This window comes from Pseudomonas sp. EL_65y_Pfl2_R95 (genome assembly GCF_963971045.1).
Lineage (GTDB): Bacteria > Pseudomonadota > Gammaproteobacteria > Pseudomonadales > Pseudomonadaceae > Aquipseudomonas.
This window is the reverse complement of the sequence record NZ_CAXAOV010000004.1, coordinates 180,678-199,411: the sequence shown is the minus strand read 5'-3', so window position 1 is coordinate 199,411 and position 18,734 is coordinate 180,678. Positions and strand designations below refer to the sequence as shown.

Below are 18,734 nucleotides of genomic sequence, written 5' to 3'. Positions count from 1 at the left end.
TCAGGCACAAAAAACCGGCATTAAGCCGGTTTTTTTGTGCTGATGGTTTCACACGCTGAGGATCCAGTCGTAATCCACCATCAGTGGTGCGTGCTGCGAGAAGCGCGGCTGACGCGGCAGCCGCGCGCTGCGAACGGTACGACGCATGCCCGATGTGAGCAGTTGGTAGTCGAAGCGGTAGCCCAGGTTGAGCATTTCAGCTTGCTCGCTGTCTGGCCACCAACTGAACTGTTCACCTTCGCGACTCACCTCACGCAAGGCATCCACATAGCCCATGGTGTTGGTGATTTCGTCCATCCACGCCCGCTCCGGTGCCATAAAGCCTGGCGACTGTTGGCAGTCGCGCCAGTTCTTGGCATCGAGCTTCTGGTGCGCCACATACAGCGAACCACAATAAATGTACTCGCGGCGCTTGCGGCGCTGTTTGTCCAGGTAACTGGTAAATTCGTCCATGAACTTGAATTTTTGATTCAAGCTCTCGTCCCCGCTGAGCCCCGATGGCAACAGCAAAGTGGCGATACTTACTTTGTCGAAATCTGCTTGCAAGTAGCGCCCATAACGATCGGCTGCTTCAAAGCCTAAACCGCTAATCACCGCCTTGGGTTGTAATCGCGAATACAGCGCCACACCACCTTGGTCTGGAACTTCTGCATCACATGCATAGAGGAAATAGCCATCCAATTGGAAGGCTTGGTCGTCCAGCTCAAAGGCGGAGGCACGGGTGTCCTGCAGGCAAATCACGTCGGCATTCTGTGCTTGCAGCCAACTGAGCAAACCGCGCTCGACTGCAGCATGAATACCATTCACGTTCACACTGATGATCCGCATAAATGGCCCCCAAAAACACGTGGGTGTATGATACCCGAGGTCGTCATTTTTAGCTAAATTACTAGCCTTATCTGTGTATCTCAGGACAATTCATGCAAGCGTACCAACGCGATTTCATTCGTTTTGCCATTGAGCGCGGTGTTCTGCGCTTTGGCTCGTTCACCCTTAAATCCGGGCGTGTAAGCCCTTATTTCTTTAATGCGGGCTTGTTTGACAGCGGTTTGGCGCTGGCTCAGTTGGGGCGCTTTTATGCCGCAGCTGTGGTTGAGAGCGGAATCGATTTTGACGTGCTTTTTGGCCCCGCTTACAAGGGAATTCCGTTGGCGGCCACCACGGCAGTGGCGTTGGCCGAGCATCATCAGCGTGATGTGCCTTGGTGTTTTAACCGTAAAGAGGCAAAAACCCACGGCGAAGGGGGCACCTTGGTTGGCGCTCCGCTGGCTGGCAAAGCATTGATTATTGATGACGTGATTACAGCGGGCACGGCGATTCGTGAGGTGATGCAAATCATTAAATCGCAGAGTGCACACTGTGCTGGCGTATTGATTGCATTGAATCGTCAGGAGCGCGGTCAAGGTGAGCTTTCGGCTATTCAAGAAGTTGAACGAGACTTCGCAATGCCAGTGGTGAGTATTGTTTCGCTCGAACAAGTACTTGAGTATCTGGCAGAAGATGCTGAACTTAAACAGCACCTGCCCGCGGTAGAGGCTTACCGCGCTCAATATGGAATTTAATACTAAGCGTTAAGGACTTGATTGTGCTGAAACCGGTTTTGCGTTGCTGTTCGCTATTTCTATGCTTACTGCTATCGGTTGCGGCCAATGCAGGCGATTTACTCTATCGCTACACCGACAGCCAGGGTGGCGTGGTTATTAGCCGACAGGGCGTGCCACCGGACTCCATTGGGCGTGGGTATGAAGTGCTTAATGATCAAGGTCGTGTGGTGCAAGTGGTTGCGCCTGCACCCACCCTTGAAGAGCGCCAGCGCCTGCTCAAGGAAAAGGCGCGGGCCAGTTCCGACGCCCAGCTTAAAAGGCTCTATAGCACGCCCGAGGATATTGACCGGGCCCGTGATCGCAAGCTTGCTGAGCTGGACGGAGTCATCAGCGTGGCGCGCTCTAACCTGCAGTCGGTACGCACCCAACAGGCTAACTATCAGGCTCAGGCGGCTGACTTTGAACGCAGTGGTCGTGACGTTCCTGAGAGTTTGCTGGTGCAGATCGATAACCAGAAGGTCGAGCAGAAGCGGTTGATTAGCGATATCAAGCGTTATGAAGAGGTGCGCAAGCAGTCTGAAGCCAGCTTCAATGCCGACCGTGCACGCTTCGCTGAGATTATGTCCCGCTGACATACAGCGCTGGGCAGGGTGGAGAACGCTCTTTTCATCCATCCTTGTTGGCAATGAGCATCTAGAGCGCTGCCAAGCTTCGCGTTGTCGCACCCTGCGGATCAGTCAGACCTGGCAAAAAACGTCGTTTATCGCCCTAAAATGTCAGTGGCGCCCCCGGCCCGCACGGTCTGTGCGGGTCGGCTGGTCTGTCATTAATGACGTTTACGGTTGCAGATCTGGGTGCCGACGCCGCTGTCGGTGAAGATTTCCAGCAACACGGCATTTGGTACACGACCATCAATGATGTGCGCGCTGGTCACGCCGCCTTGCACGGCCTCCAGTGCGCAGCGGATCTTCGGCAGCATGCCGCCGTAGATAGTGCCATCGGCGATCAGTTCATCAACCTGTTCGGTTGTCAGGCCGGTCAGTACTTCGCCTTGCTTGTTCATCAAACCGGCGATGTTGGTCAGCAGCATCAGCTTTTCAGCCTTGAGGGCTTCGGCCACTTTGCCGGCGACCAGATCCGCGTTGATGTTGTATGACTCACCATCAGGGCCTACACCGATCGGTGCGATCACTGGAATAAAGTCGCCTCTGACCAGCATGTTGATCAAGTCAGTGTTGATCCCGGTCACTTCGCCAACGTGGCCAATATCGATGATTTCAGGCGTGGTCATTTCTGGTGTTTTGCGCGAAACGGTGAGTTTCTTTGCCCGGATCAGCTCCGCATCTTTACCGGTCAGACCGATGGCGCTGCCGCCATGGCGGTTGATCAGGTTGACGATGTCTTTGTTAACCTGGCCGCCGAGCACCATTTCCACCACGTCCATGGTTTCGGCGTCGGTTACCCGCATGCCATCGACGAAGTGGCTTTCAATCGACAGGCGCTTGAGCAAGTCGCCAATCTGCGGACCGCCACCATGCACGACGACCGGGTTAATCCCCACGGCTTTCATCAGCACGATGTCGCGTGCGAAATTGGTTTTCAACTCGTCGCTTTCCATGGCGTTGCCGCCATATTTGACCACCAGCGTTTTGCCGACGAAACGGCGAATATAAGGCAGTGCTTCAGACAGTACTTTGGCCACTTGGGTAGCGGCATCACGCTCAAAAGTCATGCGGGACTCCATAGCTAATCCTGCAGGTTAAAACGGCAATTTGATGTCGGGTGCGAGTGCAGTCATTTGCTCGCGGAAAATCACTTTGATGCGTTCCAGTTCGGCTTCGGTTTCTGCTTCGAAACGCAGCACCAGAACCGGCGTGGTGTTGGATGCACGCACCAAGCCCCAGCCTTTTGGATAATCAACCCGCACACCGTCAAGCGTGGTGATGTTGGCATCACCCCATGATCCTTCACGTTGCAGGCGATCAATGATCCCGAACTTGTTCTCTTCGGTTACCTGGATATTGATTTCCGGGGTTGAGACGTCGCTTGGGAACGCAGAGAACACATGTTCGGCATCGCGTTTGTCTTGGCTGAGGATTTCCAGCAAGCGCGCGGCGCTGTAGATACCGTCGTCGAAACCGAACCAACGCTCTTTGAAGAAGATGTGGCCGCTCATTTCACCTGCCAGAAGAGCACCGGTTTCCTTCATCTTTTTCTTGATCAGCGAGTGGCCGGTTTTCCACATCACTGGCCGGCCGCCGTAGCCGCTAATCAGTGGGGTCAAACGCCGGGTGCACTTAACGTCGAAGATGATATCTGCGCCTGGATTGCGCGACACAACGTCTTTGGCAAACAGCATCAGCAGGCGATCTGGATAGACCATGGTCCCGGTGTTGGTTACTACTCCAACGCGGTCGCCGTCTCCATCGAAGGCCAGGCCCAGGTCAGCCTTCTCAGATTTAACCTTGGCGATCAGGTCAACCAAGTTCTCTGGCTTGCCTGGATCTGGGTGATGGTTCGGGAAGGTGCCGTCGACGTCACAAAACAATGGGATAACGGTGCAACCCAAGGCTTCGATCAGTTGTGGGGCGATAACACCTGCCGCACCGTTACCGCAGTCAACCACCACCTTTAACGGTTTGGCGAGGGCAATGTCGTCGCGAATCTGCTTGAAGTAGCGATCCAGCACATCCACTTGTTCAACGCTGCCAACACCGCTGGTTAGGTTGTTGGTGTCGATGCGGGTTTTCAGCGCCAGAATCTGCTCGTTGGCGAGGGTATCGCCGGCGATAACAATCTTGAAACCGTTGTAATCAGGCGGATTATGGCTGCCGGTGAGCATCACGGCCGATTTGCCGCGCAGAATGTTGGCGGCGTAATACACCACCGGCGTCGGCACCATGCCGACGTCACTGACCGTGCAGCCGCTGTCGACCAGACCTTGAATCAGCTGCTCGACCAGTTCCGGTCCCGACAGGCGACCGTCACGCCCAACGGCGACATCGGGTTCGCCTTTGGCGAGGCTTTCAGAGCCAACCGCACGGCCAACCCAGTAGGCGGTTTCTGCTGTGAGGGTACGGCCAACAACGCCACGAATGTCATAGGCGCGGAAGATATCAGCAGGGAGTTTAGGTGCGACTTGCGAAGTGCTCATAAAGGGTGACTGCTCCAATCCCAGGAGATCCTGGTCTTCATCGAGAATGTCGATATCGAGAATATCGGTATCTTGAAATAGCGGGTCGACAATGGTTGTCGGTGGTTCTACTGCACGCGTGGTCGCCTTCTCAGGCTTGCCGGGCGTTGCAACCGCAGACTTTTCAGCTGCGCTGTTATCTGCACGGCGCGGCATTCTGGCCAATGCTTTCGCCAGATTGTTCAGTGCTGGCAGGCTCAGGCTGAAAGGTTTGACGCTTTTCCCCGCGGAGAGTTCTTTAACCATTTGCTCAAGCTGGTTGATATCGCCGTCAAGGTGATTATTGAAGCTGCGATGCACCAGATAAAAACCAATGACTGCGCCCAGTGCGGCTAACAACCCAGCCAGCGCCAATAACAGGGGTGAAAACGCTGCGCCAGATAGCGCTGAACCTGGGGTAAAGCTGAGCTTCCAGTTAGGATTGCCGCTTTTGAACTGTTGTGGGCTGCCCTGCGCAGCGCCATGTTGAGCCAGTACCTGCGCGGCCGCGCTGCCAAATTGCTGGCTAAGCTGGATGGCTCCGACCTCAGCTGGCAGGGGAGGCAGGCTGGTTAACAGGCGGTTGAGGTCAAACGCCAGTAGCAACGTACCTTGCACAGGTTGATCCTTGCCTGCGCGAAGTGGCGCAACGCTATAAACCAGCCACTGTTGACCAACCTTGTAGGCTTCGACCGCCGGAGTCTGGCCGTTCTCCACTCTGCGCAGTAAATCCAGGGCCGCAAAGTTCATCGGTGCGGTGCGGCCCATGTCCTGTACGGCCTGGCCACGCAAGTTGACTTGCGCATCGACCACGCCATTCCAGTAGACCAGCGTGCGTTCAACCGCCCGAACCTGGGTGGTATCAGCGCTTTGCAGCGCGCTGACCAGTGCTGGGTTTTGCGCAGCCGCTTGAGTGTCCGCAGCGAGTTGTTTCAAAGCTTGCTGCAGCGCGGTTGCCTGACTCTCCCCCCACGCTTTGCTCAACGCTTGATGCTGCTGTTGCTGGGCGCTGCTGAGCATGCCAAACCAGAGCACGCACCCCGCCAGTACCAGGCCGATGAGGGCGGCCAGTAGACCGGGTTTTAGTGCTTCCAGTGTGTTTTGCTTATTGCTCGATGCCTTGGCCGCCGCCTGTTTGATCATCTCATTGGACAACTCGTCCTTGGCGGCGCGTTTGAACAACTTCATCGAACATCTCCCTGACCGATTATTCTTAGTATTAGCGCCCAGCCGCGTTACAGAATCACGCGGCCAGGTTCAAGGTAGTGCAAAAAAACTGCATCAGTGCAGCTTAGTTGGTTCCTGAGTGGCCGAAACCGCCAGCCCCACGCTGGCTCTCATCAAACGTTTCGACCATCTCGAAATGGGCCTGAACAACTGGCACCAGAACCAACTGTGCAATGCGCTCACCAATGCTGATGTTAAAGGCGCTTTGACCACGGTTCCAGCAAGACACCATCAGCTCGCCCTGGTAGTCCGAGTCGATCAAGCCAACCAGGTTGCCGAGCACGATACCGTGCTTATGGCCGAGCCCTGAGCGCGGCAAAATCATTGCAGCCAAGCCTGGGTCGCCAATGTAGATCGACAATCCCGTTGGGATCAGTACCGTCTGGCCGGGTTCAAGGATCAGCTCTTGTTTGAGCATTGCGCGCAGGTCGAGGCCCGCGGAGCCTGGCGTGGCGTACTGCGGCAAGGGAAATTCGTTGCCCAGGCGTGGGTCGAGGATCTTGGCTTGTAAGGCGTGCATGTCAGGTTTTGATATCCATCAATAAAGTTCAGGTGCGATTCATGCGTTGAGCAATGACGTCGACCAATTGGCGGGCAATTTTACCCTTGCTGGTTTGGGCGAAGCTGCTTTGCTGCAATTCACGATCAATGATGGTGATTGCGTTCTCTTCACTATTGAAGCCGATAGTGGGGTTGGCCACATCGTTGGCGACGATAAGGTCGAGGTTTTTATCTTTGAGCTTGCGCGACGCGTACTCCAGCAGATTTTCGGTTTCTGCCGCAAACCCGACGCTGAACGGCCGGTCTTCACGGGTGGCCAGCGTGGCAAGGATGTCCGGGTTGCGGACCATCTGCAGGAGCATGCCCTCGCCACTGGTCGGGTCTTTTTTCAGCTTGTGCTGAGCCACGACTTCTGGACGGTAATCGGCCACTGCGGCGGCGGCAATCAGTAGGTCGCAGGGCATTGCCGCTTCACAAGCCGCGAGCATGTCGCGGGCGCTGACTACATCGATGCGGGTGACGCGCTCGGGCGTGGGCAGGTGCACCGGGCCGCTGATCAAGGTGACCTTGGCGCCAGCCTCGGCAGCCGCTTCGGCAAGTGCGAAGCCCATCTTTCCCGAGCTATGGTTGGTGATGTAGCGCACCGGATCGATGTTTTCCTGGGTCGGGCCTGCGGTAATCAGCACATGGACGCCGCTGAGGCTTTTGCGCTCAAAGCAGTCGGCGGCCAGTTGCGCGAGATCGTCGGCTTCAAGCATACGGCCCAAACCTACGTCGCCGCACGCTTGGCTGCCGGAAGCCGGGCCAAATATATGCAAGCCGCGTTGGCTGAGGAGCTGCGTGTTGGCTTGGGTGGCCGGGTCGCGCCACATGGCTTGGTTCATGGCCGGTGCCAAGGCGACAGGGGCATCAGTGGCCAATACCAAAGTGGTCAGCAGGTCGTTGGCAACACCTTGGGCGAGGCGCGCCATGAGGTCTGCGGTGGCCGGGGCGATCAGTACCAGATCTGCCCAGCGCGCGAGCTCGATATGACCCATGGCGGCCTCGGCAGCCGGGTCGAGCAGTTCCTGGTGAACCGGATTGCCGGATAACGCCTGTAAGGTCAGCGGGGTAATAAATTCGCGGCCGCCGTGGGTCATAACCACACGGACTTCGGCGCCTTGATCCTTCAGTCGGCGTACCAGTTCTGCGCTTTTATAGGCAGCAATGCCGCCGCCCACGCCGAGAATGATGCGTTTCCGATAAAGACGCTGCATAGGCCTGCCTTGCTCAAGGTGAAAGTACGACGCGGTGATGACGCCTCCCCAGGCCGGTCACCACGAAAAAGGTAGGCTACGATAGCACAGAGGCCGTAACGGAACAGCGGCCTTGGCAGACTGTGTAAAAAACTACTGCACTCGGCAATACGGCGTTAAAAGCAGGCGGAAAATGCTCATTTAGAACACCTGAAGTCGAACGCGACCCCGGTGCCTTTCCGTTTGTTAAAACCTTGTCTTCGCCAGGGACGTTTTACACAGCCAGCTTTCGGCATGCTTGGGTATGACAGGGAGGTTTTTATATGAGTATTCGTGACTGGCCCGCAGCAGAACGCCCGCGGGAAAAGCTATTGGCGCAGGGCGCTGGCGCCCTGACGGACGCCGAATTATTGGCGATATTTCTGCGAACCGGGGTGGCCGGGCATAGCGCAGTTGATCTGGCGCGTCACCTGTTGGCTGCGTTTGGCGGTCTGCGCAGTTTATTGCAGGCTGATCTTGCGACGTTTTCCCAGAGCCTCGGGTTGGGGCCGGCAAAGTACGCGCAACTGCAAGCAGTGCTGGAGATGGGCCGCCGCCATCTGGCTGAAGAACTGCGGCGCGACAGCGCGCTGGAAAGCCCAAAAGCGGTGCGTGACTACCTTAAAGCGCTATTGCGCCATGAACCCCACGAAGTATTCGGGTGTTTGTTTTTGGACGCAAAACACCGCGTGCTGGCTTATGAGTCGCTGTTTAGCGGGTCAATCGACAGTGCCAGCGTGTATCCGCGGCAAGTGGTCAAGCGCGCGCTGGCGCATAACGCGGCGGCGCTGATTTTGGCGCACAACCACCCCTCTGGTGTGGCCGAGCCGAGTCAGGCCGACAAGGTGCTGACTCAGCGTTTGAAGGCGGCGCTGGAGTTGATTGAGGTGCGCGTGCTTGATCACTTTATTGTCGGGGAGGGTGAGCCTCTTTCAATGGCCGAGCACGGCTGGATCTAGTCACACCACTGAGCCCTCAAGCGAGGCGCAGTGGTGCGCGCTTACCGGCTGACCTTGACCGTGGCGAAGTCCTGCCGACCAAAAGGGCTGACTTGGTAACCGCTGACCGTGCTGCGCGTAAGTGCGGTTGCGGTTGGGTGCGCCAACGGTACCCAGAGGGCCTGCTGTTGAATAATGGCTTGAGCTTTTTCGTAGATATCGCTGCGCGCCGCTTGGTCGCTGACGGTTTTGCCTTGGCTGATCAGCTTGTCCAGTTGCGGGTCGCAGTAACGTGCAAAGTTCAGCCCAGACTTAACCGAGGCGCAGGAAAATTGCGGGGTGAGAAAGTTATCCGGATCGCCATTATCGCCCGCCCAGCCCATAAACAGCAGGTCGTGCTCGCCTGCTTTGGCGCGGCGAATCAGTTCGCCCCACTCAATCACTTTGATTTCGGCGGTAATGCCAATTTTGGCCAGATCGGCTTGTAGCAACTGCGCGCCCAGTTTTGGGTTTGGGTTGAGCAGGCTGCCGCTTGGGCGAGTCCAGATGGTGGTTTTGAAGCCCTCAGCAAGCCCGGCCGCCTTGAGTTTGGCCTTGGCTTGTTGTGGGTCATAGGCATAGCCGGGCAGGTCCTTGGCATAGCTCCAGGTGTTAGGGGGATACACCCCGTTGGCCGCTTCCGCACTGCCTTCGAATACCGCCTTGAGGTAGGTGGCTTTATCGAAGGCCAGGTTTATGGCCTGGCGAACTTCAGGCTTGTCCAGCGGTGGGTGCTGGTTGTTGATGCCAACAAAGGCGGTCATAAAGGCGTTGGTCTTGACCACTTTTAATGCCGGATCTTTGGCCGCGACCGTAACGTCAGCCGGTTTCGGAGACAAGGTAATTTGGCACTCGTTATTGCGTAGTTTTTGCAGGCGCACGTTGGCGTCAGGGGTGATGGCGAAGATTAATTTGTCGACCGCTGGTTTGCCTGCGAAGTAGTCCGGGTTGGCGCTGTAACGAATCACCGCATCCTTCTGGAAGCGCTTAAATACGAAGGGACCGGTTCCGATCGGCTGGCTGTTGAGGTTGTTCTGTTTGCCGGCCTTAAGCAGCTGATCGGCATATTCCGCCGAATAAATGGAGGCAAAGCCCATGCTCAGGGTCGCCAGGAAGGTTGCATCGGGATGATTGAGGGTGAAGCGAACTGTATGGGCGTCAGGTGCCTCAATGCGCTTGATCAGGCTGGGCAGCTGCATGGACTGTGCGTGCGGATAGCCGCTCTGCGCGAACGAATGCCATGGATGTTTGGGGTCGAGCATGCGCTCAAAGCTGAACACCACATCGTCTGCATTCATCGTGCGACTGGGCTTGAAGTAGTCGGTGCTGTGAAAGCTGACATCAGGCCGTAGTTTGAAGCTGTAGCTAAGGCCGTCGTCGCTGACTGTCCAGCTCTCCGCCAAACTGGGTACAACTTTGCCGCTGTCGGCAGCAAAGTCGACGAGGCGGTTCATCAAGACGTCCGCCGAGGCGTTGGTGGTGGTCAGCGAGTTGTATTGCACCACATCAAAACCATCCGGACTGGCTTCAGTGCATACGCTTAGCGTCGCAGCATGCGCGAGCAGGGGGCTGAGCAGCGGCACTAAAAGTAGCGATAATGTCTTACGGTGCATGGGCATATTCCTTGACGGTGGCGTGCCGGGCCTGTTTTAACGCGATACAGTATTTCTCGCCACTCAATTTGGAATAACCAAATGTGGTGCTGCGTCCCTTGTCGCACGTTAAAGCAAGCGCTGGTTAAGCCCAGAGCGAAATGTCAGTCACTAGACCCTAGTTCATATTGCCGGGGTAAAACAATCTTGTGGGGCGACGAGCGGTAAATCGTCATTAAGCCCCACAGCGCCAGCCTGCTGCGGTAGAATGCGGGGTCAAGCGCTGTAGTGGAAAGTGTGTTTATTGTTGTTGTGCGTTAGCCTTTCTGGTATAAAGCAGCGCTCTTTTCTAGGGGCCCGGTTGTTGCGCTTTCAGGTGTGGCCGGTAAGACCCTCGAGAAACGCGGCGCTTGTGCGCCAATAACACTGAATTTAAGCGGCCAACCCATGCCGGGTTGGGCATGTGGTTTTAGAGGGCTGAGGCATGTCAAGAGTCTGTCAAGTTACCGGTAAGGGTCCGGTAACCGGGAACAATGTTTCCCACGCACACAACAAAACCCGTCGTCGTTTCCTGCCAAACCTGCAGCATCACCGCTTCTGGGTTGAGTCTGAGAACCGCTTCGTACGTCTGCGCGTATCTGCCAAAGGCATGCGCTGCATCGACAAGCGTGGCATTGATGTTGTGTTGTCCGAGCTTCGTGCTCGTGGCGAAAAGGTTTAAGGAGCTAAATCATGCGTGAATTGATCCGTTTGGTGTCGAGCGCCGGTACTGGCCACTTCTACACCACCGACAAGAACAAACGCACTACTCCGGACAAAATCGAAATTAAAAAATTCGATCCGGTTGTGCGCAAGCACGTGATCTACAAGGAAGGCAAGATCAAGTAATTGATCAAGCATTCTTGTTGCACAGGCTTGATGAAAAAGCCCGCCACCCTGGCGGGCTTTTTCTTGCCCGGATTTTATTCCAGGCACCCTGCGGGCTAAGCCCTAACCCGCAAAAAGGCCCGCACGCAGCGGGCTTTTTTATGCTGATTGTTGCGTGTGGTTACTCGCTCGCTTGCTCGAAGATCACATAGACCTTGCGGCAGGCTTCGAGCACTTCCCAGGTACCCGAGAAACCGGCAGGAATCACAAAGCGATCGCCAGTACGCAGGGTTTTGGCGTTGCCGTCCTGATCGCGCAGCACTGAAACGCCCTGCAGGATTTCGCAGTATTCGTGCTCACTGTAATTAACCGTCCACTGGCCGACGGCGCCTTCCCAGATGCCTGTATTGAACTGGCCGCATGGGCTTGCGTAGTGGTTGCGTACACTCTGCGCGGGATCGCCCTTGAGGACTTTCTCGGGCGCAGGGCGATAGTTTTCCAACGGCGTGGTGGCGTGGGCGAAATCGACAATCTGCTCAATTTTCATCTGTGGCATCTCTGCGTATTGGCTTGTTGTGCGGGGTTGGCGCGTCTGGCGCTGGGTCTATTGGCCTGAGTCTATGTTTAATAAAACGAACATGACAAGGCCGTTTGCGGCTTATTTGTCAAATATATTGAAAAGGTAGAGCCCTCTGGTTTAGTGTTGCGGGCAGGATAAGGCCGTTACAGGCCTTGCAGAATTATTGACAGTGCGCGCGCTGAATGTGCGCCACTCTTTACCGATAGAGGATGCTTGCATGACTAGCCTGACTCGCGCCGACTGGGAACAGCGCGCCAAGACGTTGAACATTGAGACGCGTGCGTTTGTACATGGTGAGTACTGCTCGTCAGCGTCCGGTGAAACCTTTGAGTGCATCAGCCCGGTCGATGGTCGCCTGCTGGGTAATGTTGCCAGCTGTGACTTGGCTGATGCTGAGCGCGCGGTACGCGATGCGCGCGCCACCTTCAATTCGGGTGTGTGGTCGCGCATGGCGCCGGCCAAGCGCAAGAAGATCATGATTCGTTTCGCTGATCTGATTCAGGAACATGCTGAAGAGCTGGCGCTGTTGGAAACCCTCGATATGGGCAAGCCAATCAGTGACTCGCTGAATATCGACATGTCTGCTGCCGCTGGCGCCATTCGTTGGAACGGCGAAGCCATCGACAAGATTTATGATGAAGTGGCTGCCACGGCGCACAACGAGTTGGGCCTGGTCACTCGCGAGCCAATCGGCGTGGTCGCGGCTATCGTGCCGTGGAACTTCCCGTTGCTGATGAGCTGCTGGAAACTCGGACCGGCGCTGGCCACTGGTAACTCAATTATTCTCAAGCCATCGGAAAAATCACCGCTGACCGGTATTCGTGTCGCTCAGTTGGCTGTTGAGGCCGGTATTCCTGCTGGCGTATTCAACGTGCTGCCGGGTTTTGGCCACACTGTGGGCAAGGCCTTGGCCTTGCACATGGATGTCGATACCCTGGTATTCACGGGTTCGACCAAGATCGCCAAGCAGCTTATGATTTACGCGGGCGAATCGAATATGAAGCGTGTGTGGCTTGAAGCTGGTGGCAAGAGCCCGAACATCGTCTTCGCCGATGCACCAGACCTTCAAGCCGCTGCCGAATCGGCCGCCGGTGCCATTGCTTTCAACCAAGGTGAAGTCTGCACCGCAGGCTCGCGTTTGCTGGTCGAGCGCTCGATCAAAGACCAATTCTTGCCGCTGGTTATTGAAGCTATCAAGGGCTGGAAGGCGGGTAATCCGCTGGACCCGGAAACCAATGTCGGTGCCTTGGTTGATACCCAGCAGATGAATAACGTGCTGCGTTATATTGATGCAGGGCACAAAGACGGTGCCAAGCTGGTTGCTGGCGGCAAGCGGGTGATGGAAGACACGGGCGGCACCTATGTCGAGCCGACCATCTTCGACGGCGTCAACAATGCAATGACCATCGCCCAAGAAGAAATTTTTGGCCCGGTGCTCTCGGTTATTGCCTTTGATGATGCCGAAGAAGCAATTGCCATCGCCAATGACACCATTTACGGTCTGGCTGCTGCAGTGTGGACCAGCAACCTGTCGAAGGCCCATCTGACGGCCAAGGCGCTGCGTGCAGGCAGCGTTTGGGTTAACCAGTACGATGGCGGTGACATGACCGCGCCATTCGGTGGCTTTAAGCAGTCGGGTAACGGCCGCGACAAGTCGTTGCACGCTTTCGACAAGTACACCGAGCTGAAAGCCACTTGGATCAAGCTGTAAGCTGAAGCAGGGCGTTTACGCACTGCCTAAGGTCCGCCCTTAATCTAAGGGCCGGCTCAGATGAGCCAAGCCTGCGGCCGGGTTTCTCAGGGGAATTAACTCCTGGGGAGCCCGGCCGTTTTGCTTTGTGCCGGGCACGACAACATAACCACAAGGAGTCGGGTAATGCGTTGGGGTACCTATTTCGCCGTGTCCATGGCGGTGATCAGTATCGGCTTGGCATTAGGCGTGACCATGCCGCTGGTGTCGCTACGCCTTGAGAGTTGGGGCCATGGCACCTTTGCAATTGGCGTGATGGCTGCCACCCCGGCTGTCGGCGTATTGCTGGGTGCCTCGCTGGCCGGGCGTCTAGCTGGACGTCTGGGCACTACGGTGCTTATGCAGACGTGTCTGCTGGTGGGCGCGCTGTCAGTGGCGATGTTGGCTTTGGTGCAAAGCTATGGCGTGTGGCTCCTCCTGCGATTGCTGCTGGGTGTGGCGCTGACCATGGTGTTTATTCTGGGTGAAAGCTGGATTAATCAGCTGGCGGTGGAGAAATGGCGAGGTCGCCTGGTTGCGTTGTATGGCACCGGGTACGCCTTGAGTCAGCTGTCGGGGCCTTTACTGTTGCATGCCTTGGGCACCGATGGTGATCGCGCCTTCTGGACCGGTACCGGTCTGCTGATTGGCGGCTCACTCATCTTGCTGGGGCGCACTGGCGCCCCCAAGGTCGACGGCCACAGTGCCTCATCAAAAGGCTTGCTGGGCTTTTGTAGCAGGATGCCAGCGATTGCTTGGGCGGTCGCATTGTTCGCCGCCTTTGAGTCGATGATGTTGACGCTGCTGCCGATCTATAGCTTGCGTCAGGGTTTCACCCAGGACGTGGCCCTGTTTATGGTCAGCGTTGTGGTAGTGGGTGATGCCGCCTTGCAGCTTCCGATTGGCTGGCTGGCAGACAAGATGTCACGGCGCAATTTGTTTCGCGGCTGCGGCCTGATGCTGTTGTGCTCAAGCTTGAGTATTCCATTGGCCTTGCATTCGTCGCTGGTCTGGCCGGTACTCGTGTTGTTTGGTGCCAGCGCTGGCGGTTTGTTTACCCTGTCGCTGATTCAGATAGGCGAACGCTTTCGCGATGACGCCCTGGTTCGCGCCAATGCCCATGTCTCGCAGTTGTGGGGGATTGGTTGCCTGCTCGGGCCGCTGCTCACCGGCGCGGCAAGCCAGTGGGTGAGTGGTCACGCCTTGCCATTACTGATGGCCCTCGGCGCTGCTGGCTTTGTGGTGCTGGCATGGCGTCCTGAGCCGCAGGAGCTTGCTGTCCCATCCTGATGCAAGGTATCGGCCTGTGCTTGGGGCGGCCGCGATAGGCAGGGCTTCTCCGCTCCGGCGCGCGTCAGGCCGGGCTGCCAAGCAGCTGCGCGACGGTCTCACCCACTGTGCGCACCGCATTTTCAGTCTCGGTATTGGCTTTGCTGGAGTAGTTCAGGCGCAGGCAGTTGCGGTACTTGCCCGTCGCTGAAAAGATGCTGCCGGGTGCGATTTGAATTGCGTGGGGCAGTAAGGCGCGATTCAGGCGCTGGCTGTCGAATTGCCTATCAAGCTCAATCCACAGCATGAAACCGCCGTCGGGCTGACTGACACGGGTACCGGCGGGGAAATAGCGGCTTACCCACTCGATCATTAGGTCGCGATTGCGTGCGTATTGGCTGCGCATGCGCCGCAGGTGAGGCTCGTAATGGCCTGCGCTGATGTATTCGGCCAAGGCAAGTTGCGGTAATTGGGCGGTCATACCGGTGCCGATGTATTTCAAATGCAGAATTTTCTGCAGGTAGCGGCCCGGTGCAATCCAGCCGGTGCGCAGGCCGGGGGCCAAGGTCTTTGAAAAAGAACTGCAGAGCAACACGCGGCCGTCCTCATCATAGGATTTGATGGTGCGTGGGCGCGGGTAGCTGTAGGCCAATTCGCCGTAGACATCGTCCTCGATAATTGCCACGTCATAGCGCTGGGCGAGGGCGATCAGGGCGCGCTTGTTGGCGTCGGGCATGATGTAGCCAAGTGGGTTATTGCAGGTTGGCGTCAGCTGGATGGCTTTGATCGGCCATTGCTCAAGTGCCAGTTCCAGCGCTTCCAGGCTAATACCCGTGAGCGGGTCGGTGGGAAGCTCCAAGGCCTTCATGCCAAAGCCTTTAAGGGCTTGCATAACGCCATGAAAACTTGGCGAGTCGACTGCAATTACATCACCAGGTTTGCAGGTTGCGCAGATCGCGGTGGACAACGCTTCGTGGCAACCGGTGGTGATGACGATGTCTTCGCCCGGGATCTGGCAGCCGGAATCGAGCATCAAGCGGGAAATCTGTTCGCGCAGGGTGGGGTCGCCATTGATGCAGCCGTAACTGAGCTCTTTAACGCTTTGCCGGCGGCTGAGGCGTGACAGCGAGCGCAGCAGGGGCTTGAGCGTCGGGCTGCTGATGTCCGGCATGCCGCGGCCCAGTTGCAGGATATTACTGCCGGGCGCGATGCTGATCAGTTCGAGGACGTTATCCCACTGCGAGACATCCAGCGGACGCTGCGCGGCGCGGTTGACCATGGGTAGCTCAGGCTTTTTGCGACCTGGCGGTACGAAGTAGCCGGATTTCGGCCGCGGTGTTGCCATGCCCTGATCTTCAAGATGGCGATAAGCCTGCTGCACGGTGCTCAGGCTAACGCCGTGTTCGCTGCTCAATGCGCGCACGGAAGGCAGGCGGTCGCCGGGACGATACAAGCCTTGCTCGATACGAGCGCTAAGCATGGTTGCGAGGTCGATATACAGGGTCATACAGTTCAGGGCCTGACAGGCGATTGTCAGCCTGTGATAAAAGTTATACCAATACAGTTGCTGCTAAAATTGACCATTCAGCAGCCATTTATGATCATCTGTATGGATTTAATATGTATTTTTTGAATCTGTCATGCGGTTTCTGTTCGCGCCATCATTGCTCCTCGAAATGATTAAATTCCAGGAGCAAGGAGATGAATGGTTTAAGCGATGTGCGGTTGACCCTCGTTCAGCATGAGTTGCAGCAGGACGCGAGGCCACGCCTGTCTACGCCTGCTGCATATGGCCCGCCTGTCTCGCGCTGGACACTGCTTCTGCGCCGCATCAGTACACGTCGGGCGTTACTGAAGCTTAATGATCAGCAACTGGCTGACATCGGCTTAACGCGCGCCCAGGCACATCGCGAAGCGAATCTACCGTTCTGGAAACTCTGACACTGCAGCCAGGAGGCCGGTGCATGAATATCGCAATTTTGACTTTCCAAGGGTTTAACGAGCTCGATTCGTTTATCGCGGCCGGCATCTTGAATCGGATGAAGGGCCAGGGTTGGAATGTGCAGATCACCTGCCCTGATGAGTACGTGACGTCAATGAACGGGCTCAAGGTTGCGGCGCAGCAACCCTTGGAGTTTGCCAATGCTGCCGATGTGGTATTAGTTGGCAGCGGTATTTACACCCGAGAGATTGCCAGGGACCGGGCAATTCTTAAGCGTCTCGATTTAGACCCGGCCAGACAACTGGTTTGCGCGCAGTGCTCAGGCACGCTGCTGCTGTCGGTATTAGGTGTTTTGAACGGTCTTCCTGCCTGTACAGACTTGACCACCAAGCCCTGGGTCGTTGAAGCGGGGGTGGAGGTCTTGAATCAAGCCTTTTACGCCGAGGGCAATATCGCCACGGCTGGTGGCTGTATGGCTTCGCAGTATTTAGCGACGTGGATCATTGCCAAGCTGGCCGGCAATGAGGCGGCCGCGGCCGCCATTCACTACGTTGCCCCGGTGGGCGAGAAAGACGCCGCTGTGGCCCACAGTTTGTCTGTGGTGCAGCCCTATATTGAGCTGCCAGCACTCATCTAAGCTAAATGTTGCGGGGTTGATCTTAACGAAAACCCCGCGTCCAGCGTTACAACACTTCTTTCATGCGGTGCCAAAGCATGCCCAGGGCGAGCAACGGCGAGCGCAGGTATTTGCCGCCTGGGAAGGTCATGTGAGGGACTTTGTCGAACAGCTCAAAACCGGTACTGGCTTGACCTGCAATCGCTTCAGCAAGCAGCTTTCCCGCCAAGTGGGTGGCGTTCACACCATGGCCGGAATAGGCTTGCGCGTAAAACACATTGTTCTGGTCGTTGAGGCGCCCGATTTGCGGAAGGCGGTTAGCGCCAATGCCGATCATACCGCCCCACTGGAAATCGATTTTAGTGTCTTTCAGGTGGGGGAAGACTTCCAGCATTTTTGGCCGCATATAGCCGCTGATGTCTTCAGGATCGCGACCGGAGTAGTGGCAGGCGCCACCAAACAGAAGGCGATTGTCTGCAGACAGGCGGTAATAATCCAAGGCGACTCGCTGATCACAGAGCGCCATGTTCTGTGGAATGATGGCCTTCGCCTGATCTGCGCTCAAGGGCTCGGTGGCGATGATATAGCTGCCCGCTGGCAGTACCTTGCCGCCCAAGGTGTTGTTTAGTTCACCGAGATAAGCATTGCAGGCCAGCACCAAGTTGCTGGCGCATACCACGCCTCTAGCGGTGTGGACCTTGACCTCGGCGCCGTACTCAATGCGGGTTACGGCTGAATCTTCAAAAATCTGCACGCCCAACGACTGAGCGGCAGCCGCTTCGCCCAAGGCGAGGTTGAGCGGGTGCAGGTGACCCGACCCCATATCGATCATGCCGCCGACATAACGGTCTGAACCTACGACTTCGCGCATTTGGTTAGCTTGCAGCAAGCGCAGTTCATGCTGATAGCCCAGGCTTTTCAACTCTTGCGCGTCTTCGACGAAACCTTCGAGGTCGCGTGGCTTGTTGGCCAGGTCGCAGTAGCCCCATGTCAGGTCGCAGTCGATGTTGAACTGTTCGACGCGCTTGCGCACGATCTCAACTGCTTCCATGCCCATCAGCTTCAGCTCACGCACGCCGTCGGCGCCAATCACGGACTCGAATTGCTCGACACCGTGGCCGACGCCGCGAATCAGTTGGCCGCCGTTGCGACCACTGGCGCCCCAGCCAACCTTGCGCGCTTCGAGCAGCACCACAGAAAGGCCTTTCTGCGCCAGTTCAATCGCCGTGTTCAGGCCCGAGAACCCCCCGCCGACAATGCACACATCAGCGCGCAGCTCACCTCCCAATGGTTCGAACGCGATCGCGCGATTAGCGCTGGCGGCGTAATAGGAGGCGGCATGCTGATTGTTGTGAACCGGTTGGTGAACGCGGGCGTTCATGTGCGAAATCCTGTTTATTGTGTTTGGAAAATTTTACGAAGAATAAGCGCCTGGTTCCTAGAA

At 56.7% G+C, this 18,734-nt stretch carries 18 protein-coding genes; 9 read left to right on the top strand and 9 right to left on the bottom strand.

Features of this window, described 5'->3' with window-relative positions; genetic code table 11:
- Positions 1-48 precede the first annotated feature (48 nt).
- Positions 49-828 (bottom strand): exodeoxyribonuclease III, encoded by a 780-nt coding sequence (locus AACY09_RS14380; RefSeq protein ID WP_010489186.1) that lies wholly within the window; start codon positions 826-828, stop codon positions 49-51.
- Between the two features lie 92 nt (positions 829-920).
- Between AACY09_RS14380 and pyrE the strand changes: the two genes are divergently transcribed.
- Together pyrE and AACY09_RS14370 are read left to right on the top strand one after the other, a co-directional pair.
- The gene (gene pyrE, locus AACY09_RS14375; RefSeq protein ID WP_339488977.1) at positions 921-1,562 is read left to right on the top strand and encodes an orotate phosphoribosyltransferase; all 642 of its coding nucleotides are present in this window, start codon (positions 921-923) and stop codon (positions 1,560-1,562) included.
- Between the two features lie 23 nt (positions 1,563-1,585).
- Positions 1,586-2,176 carry a DUF4124 domain-containing protein gene (locus tag AACY09_RS14370; protein ID WP_339488976.1) on the top strand — a complete coding sequence of 197 codons (591 nt, stop codon included), beginning with the start codon at positions 1,586-1,588 and terminating at the stop codon, positions 2,174-2,176.
- Between the two features lie 194 nt (positions 2,177-2,370).
- Here the strand turns inward: AACY09_RS14370 and argB are convergent, their stop codons facing one another.
- The 4 genes from argB to coaBC form a co-directional block, all read right to left on the bottom strand.
- On the bottom strand, positions 2,371-3,276 hold the full coding sequence (gene argB, locus AACY09_RS14365) for an acetylglutamate kinase (RefSeq protein WP_339488975.1): 906 nt from the start codon (positions 3,274-3,276) through the stop codon (positions 2,371-2,373).
- A gap of 27 nt (positions 3,277-3,303) precedes the next feature.
- A complete protein-coding gene (locus AACY09_RS22065) occupies positions 3,304-5,904 on the bottom strand; it encodes a phosphomannomutase/phosphoglucomutase (RefSeq protein WP_445323851.1) in 2,601 nt (866 codons plus the stop codon).
- 103 nt (positions 5,905-6,007) lie between these two features.
- Positions 6,008-6,463, bottom strand: a complete 456-nt coding sequence (dut, locus tag AACY09_RS14355) for a dUTP diphosphatase (RefSeq protein ID WP_339488974.1) — start codon at positions 6,461-6,463, stop codon at positions 6,008-6,010.
- Between the two features lie 28 nt (positions 6,464-6,491).
- Entirely contained in the window at positions 6,492-7,700 is a 1,209-nt protein-coding gene (gene coaBC, locus AACY09_RS14350; protein WP_339488973.1) for a bifunctional phosphopantothenoylcysteine decarboxylase/phosphopantothenate--cysteine ligase CoaBC, read from the bottom strand.
- A gap of 302 nt (positions 7,701-8,002) precedes the next feature.
- Here coaBC and radC point away from each other — a divergent pair, with 302 nt between their 5' ends.
- The gene (gene radC / locus AACY09_RS14345; protein ID WP_339488972.1) at positions 8,003-8,677 is read left to right on the top strand and encodes a RadC family protein; all 675 of its coding nucleotides are present in this window, start codon (positions 8,003-8,005) and stop codon (positions 8,675-8,677) included.
- 41 nt (positions 8,678-8,718) lie between these two features.
- Here the strand turns inward: radC and AACY09_RS14340 are convergent, their stop codons facing one another.
- Positions 8,719-10,308: an ABC transporter substrate-binding protein gene (locus tag AACY09_RS14340; RefSeq protein ID WP_339488971.1), complete on the bottom strand. Its 1,590-nt coding sequence runs from the start codon at positions 10,306-10,308 to the stop codon at positions 8,719-8,721.
- Between the two features lie 463 nt (positions 10,309-10,771).
- Here AACY09_RS14340 and rpmB point away from each other — a divergent pair, with 463 nt between their 5' ends.
- Both rpmB and rpmG read left to right on the top strand, forming a co-directional pair.
- Positions 10,772-11,008, top strand: coding sequence for a 50S ribosomal protein L28 (rpmB, locus tag AACY09_RS14335; protein WP_010489195.1), 237 nt, complete (start codon positions 10,772-10,774; stop codon positions 11,006-11,008).
- 11 nt (positions 11,009-11,019) lie between these two features.
- Positions 11,020-11,175, top strand: coding sequence for a 50S ribosomal protein L33 (gene rpmG, locus AACY09_RS14330; RefSeq protein WP_002551515.1), 156 nt, complete (start codon positions 11,020-11,022; stop codon positions 11,173-11,175).
- A gap of 160 nt (positions 11,176-11,335) precedes the next feature.
- Here the strand turns inward: rpmG and AACY09_RS14325 are convergent, their stop codons facing one another.
- A complete protein-coding gene (locus AACY09_RS14325; protein ID WP_339488969.1) occupies positions 11,336-11,701 on the bottom strand; it encodes a cupin domain-containing protein in 366 nt (121 codons plus the stop codon).
- A gap of 250 nt (positions 11,702-11,951) precedes the next feature.
- Between AACY09_RS14325 and AACY09_RS14320 the strand changes: the two genes are divergently transcribed.
- Together AACY09_RS14320 and AACY09_RS14315 are read left to right on the top strand one after the other, a co-directional pair.
- Positions 11,952-13,445: an aldehyde dehydrogenase gene (locus AACY09_RS14320; protein ID WP_339488968.1), complete on the top strand. Its 1,494-nt coding sequence runs from the start codon at positions 11,952-11,954 to the stop codon at positions 13,443-13,445.
- Between the two features lie 165 nt (positions 13,446-13,610).
- Positions 13,611-14,753, top strand: a complete 1,143-nt coding sequence (locus AACY09_RS14315; protein WP_339488966.1) for an MFS transporter — start codon at positions 13,611-13,613, stop codon at positions 14,751-14,753.
- A 64-nt stretch (positions 14,754-14,817) separates the two neighbouring features.
- Here the strand turns inward: AACY09_RS14315 and AACY09_RS14310 are convergent, their stop codons facing one another.
- Positions 14,818-16,239 (bottom strand): aminotransferase-like domain-containing protein, encoded by a 1,422-nt coding sequence (locus tag AACY09_RS14310; RefSeq protein ID WP_339488965.1) that lies wholly within the window; start codon positions 16,237-16,239, stop codon positions 14,818-14,820.
- Positions 16,240-16,433: 194 nt separating this feature from the next.
- Between AACY09_RS14310 and AACY09_RS14305 the strand changes: the two genes are divergently transcribed.
- Together AACY09_RS14305 and AACY09_RS14300 are read left to right on the top strand one after the other, a co-directional pair.
- Positions 16,434-16,673 (top strand): DUF1127 domain-containing protein, encoded by a 240-nt coding sequence (locus AACY09_RS14305; RefSeq protein WP_339488964.1) that lies wholly within the window; start codon positions 16,434-16,436, stop codon positions 16,671-16,673.
- Positions 16,674-16,696: 23 nt separating this feature from the next.
- Positions 16,697-17,311, top strand: a complete 615-nt coding sequence (locus tag AACY09_RS14300) for a DJ-1/PfpI family protein (RefSeq protein WP_339488963.1) — start codon at positions 16,697-16,699, stop codon at positions 17,309-17,311.
- A 46-nt stretch (positions 17,312-17,357) separates the two neighbouring features.
- On the opposite strand, the gene AACY09_RS14295 is transcribed toward AACY09_RS14300, so the two are convergent.
- Positions 17,358-18,671 carry an NAD(P)/FAD-dependent oxidoreductase gene (locus tag AACY09_RS14295; protein WP_339488962.1) on the bottom strand — a complete coding sequence of 438 codons (1,314 nt, stop codon included), beginning with the start codon at positions 18,669-18,671 and terminating at the stop codon, positions 17,358-17,360.
- Between the last annotated feature and the right edge of the window lie 63 nt (positions 18,672-18,734).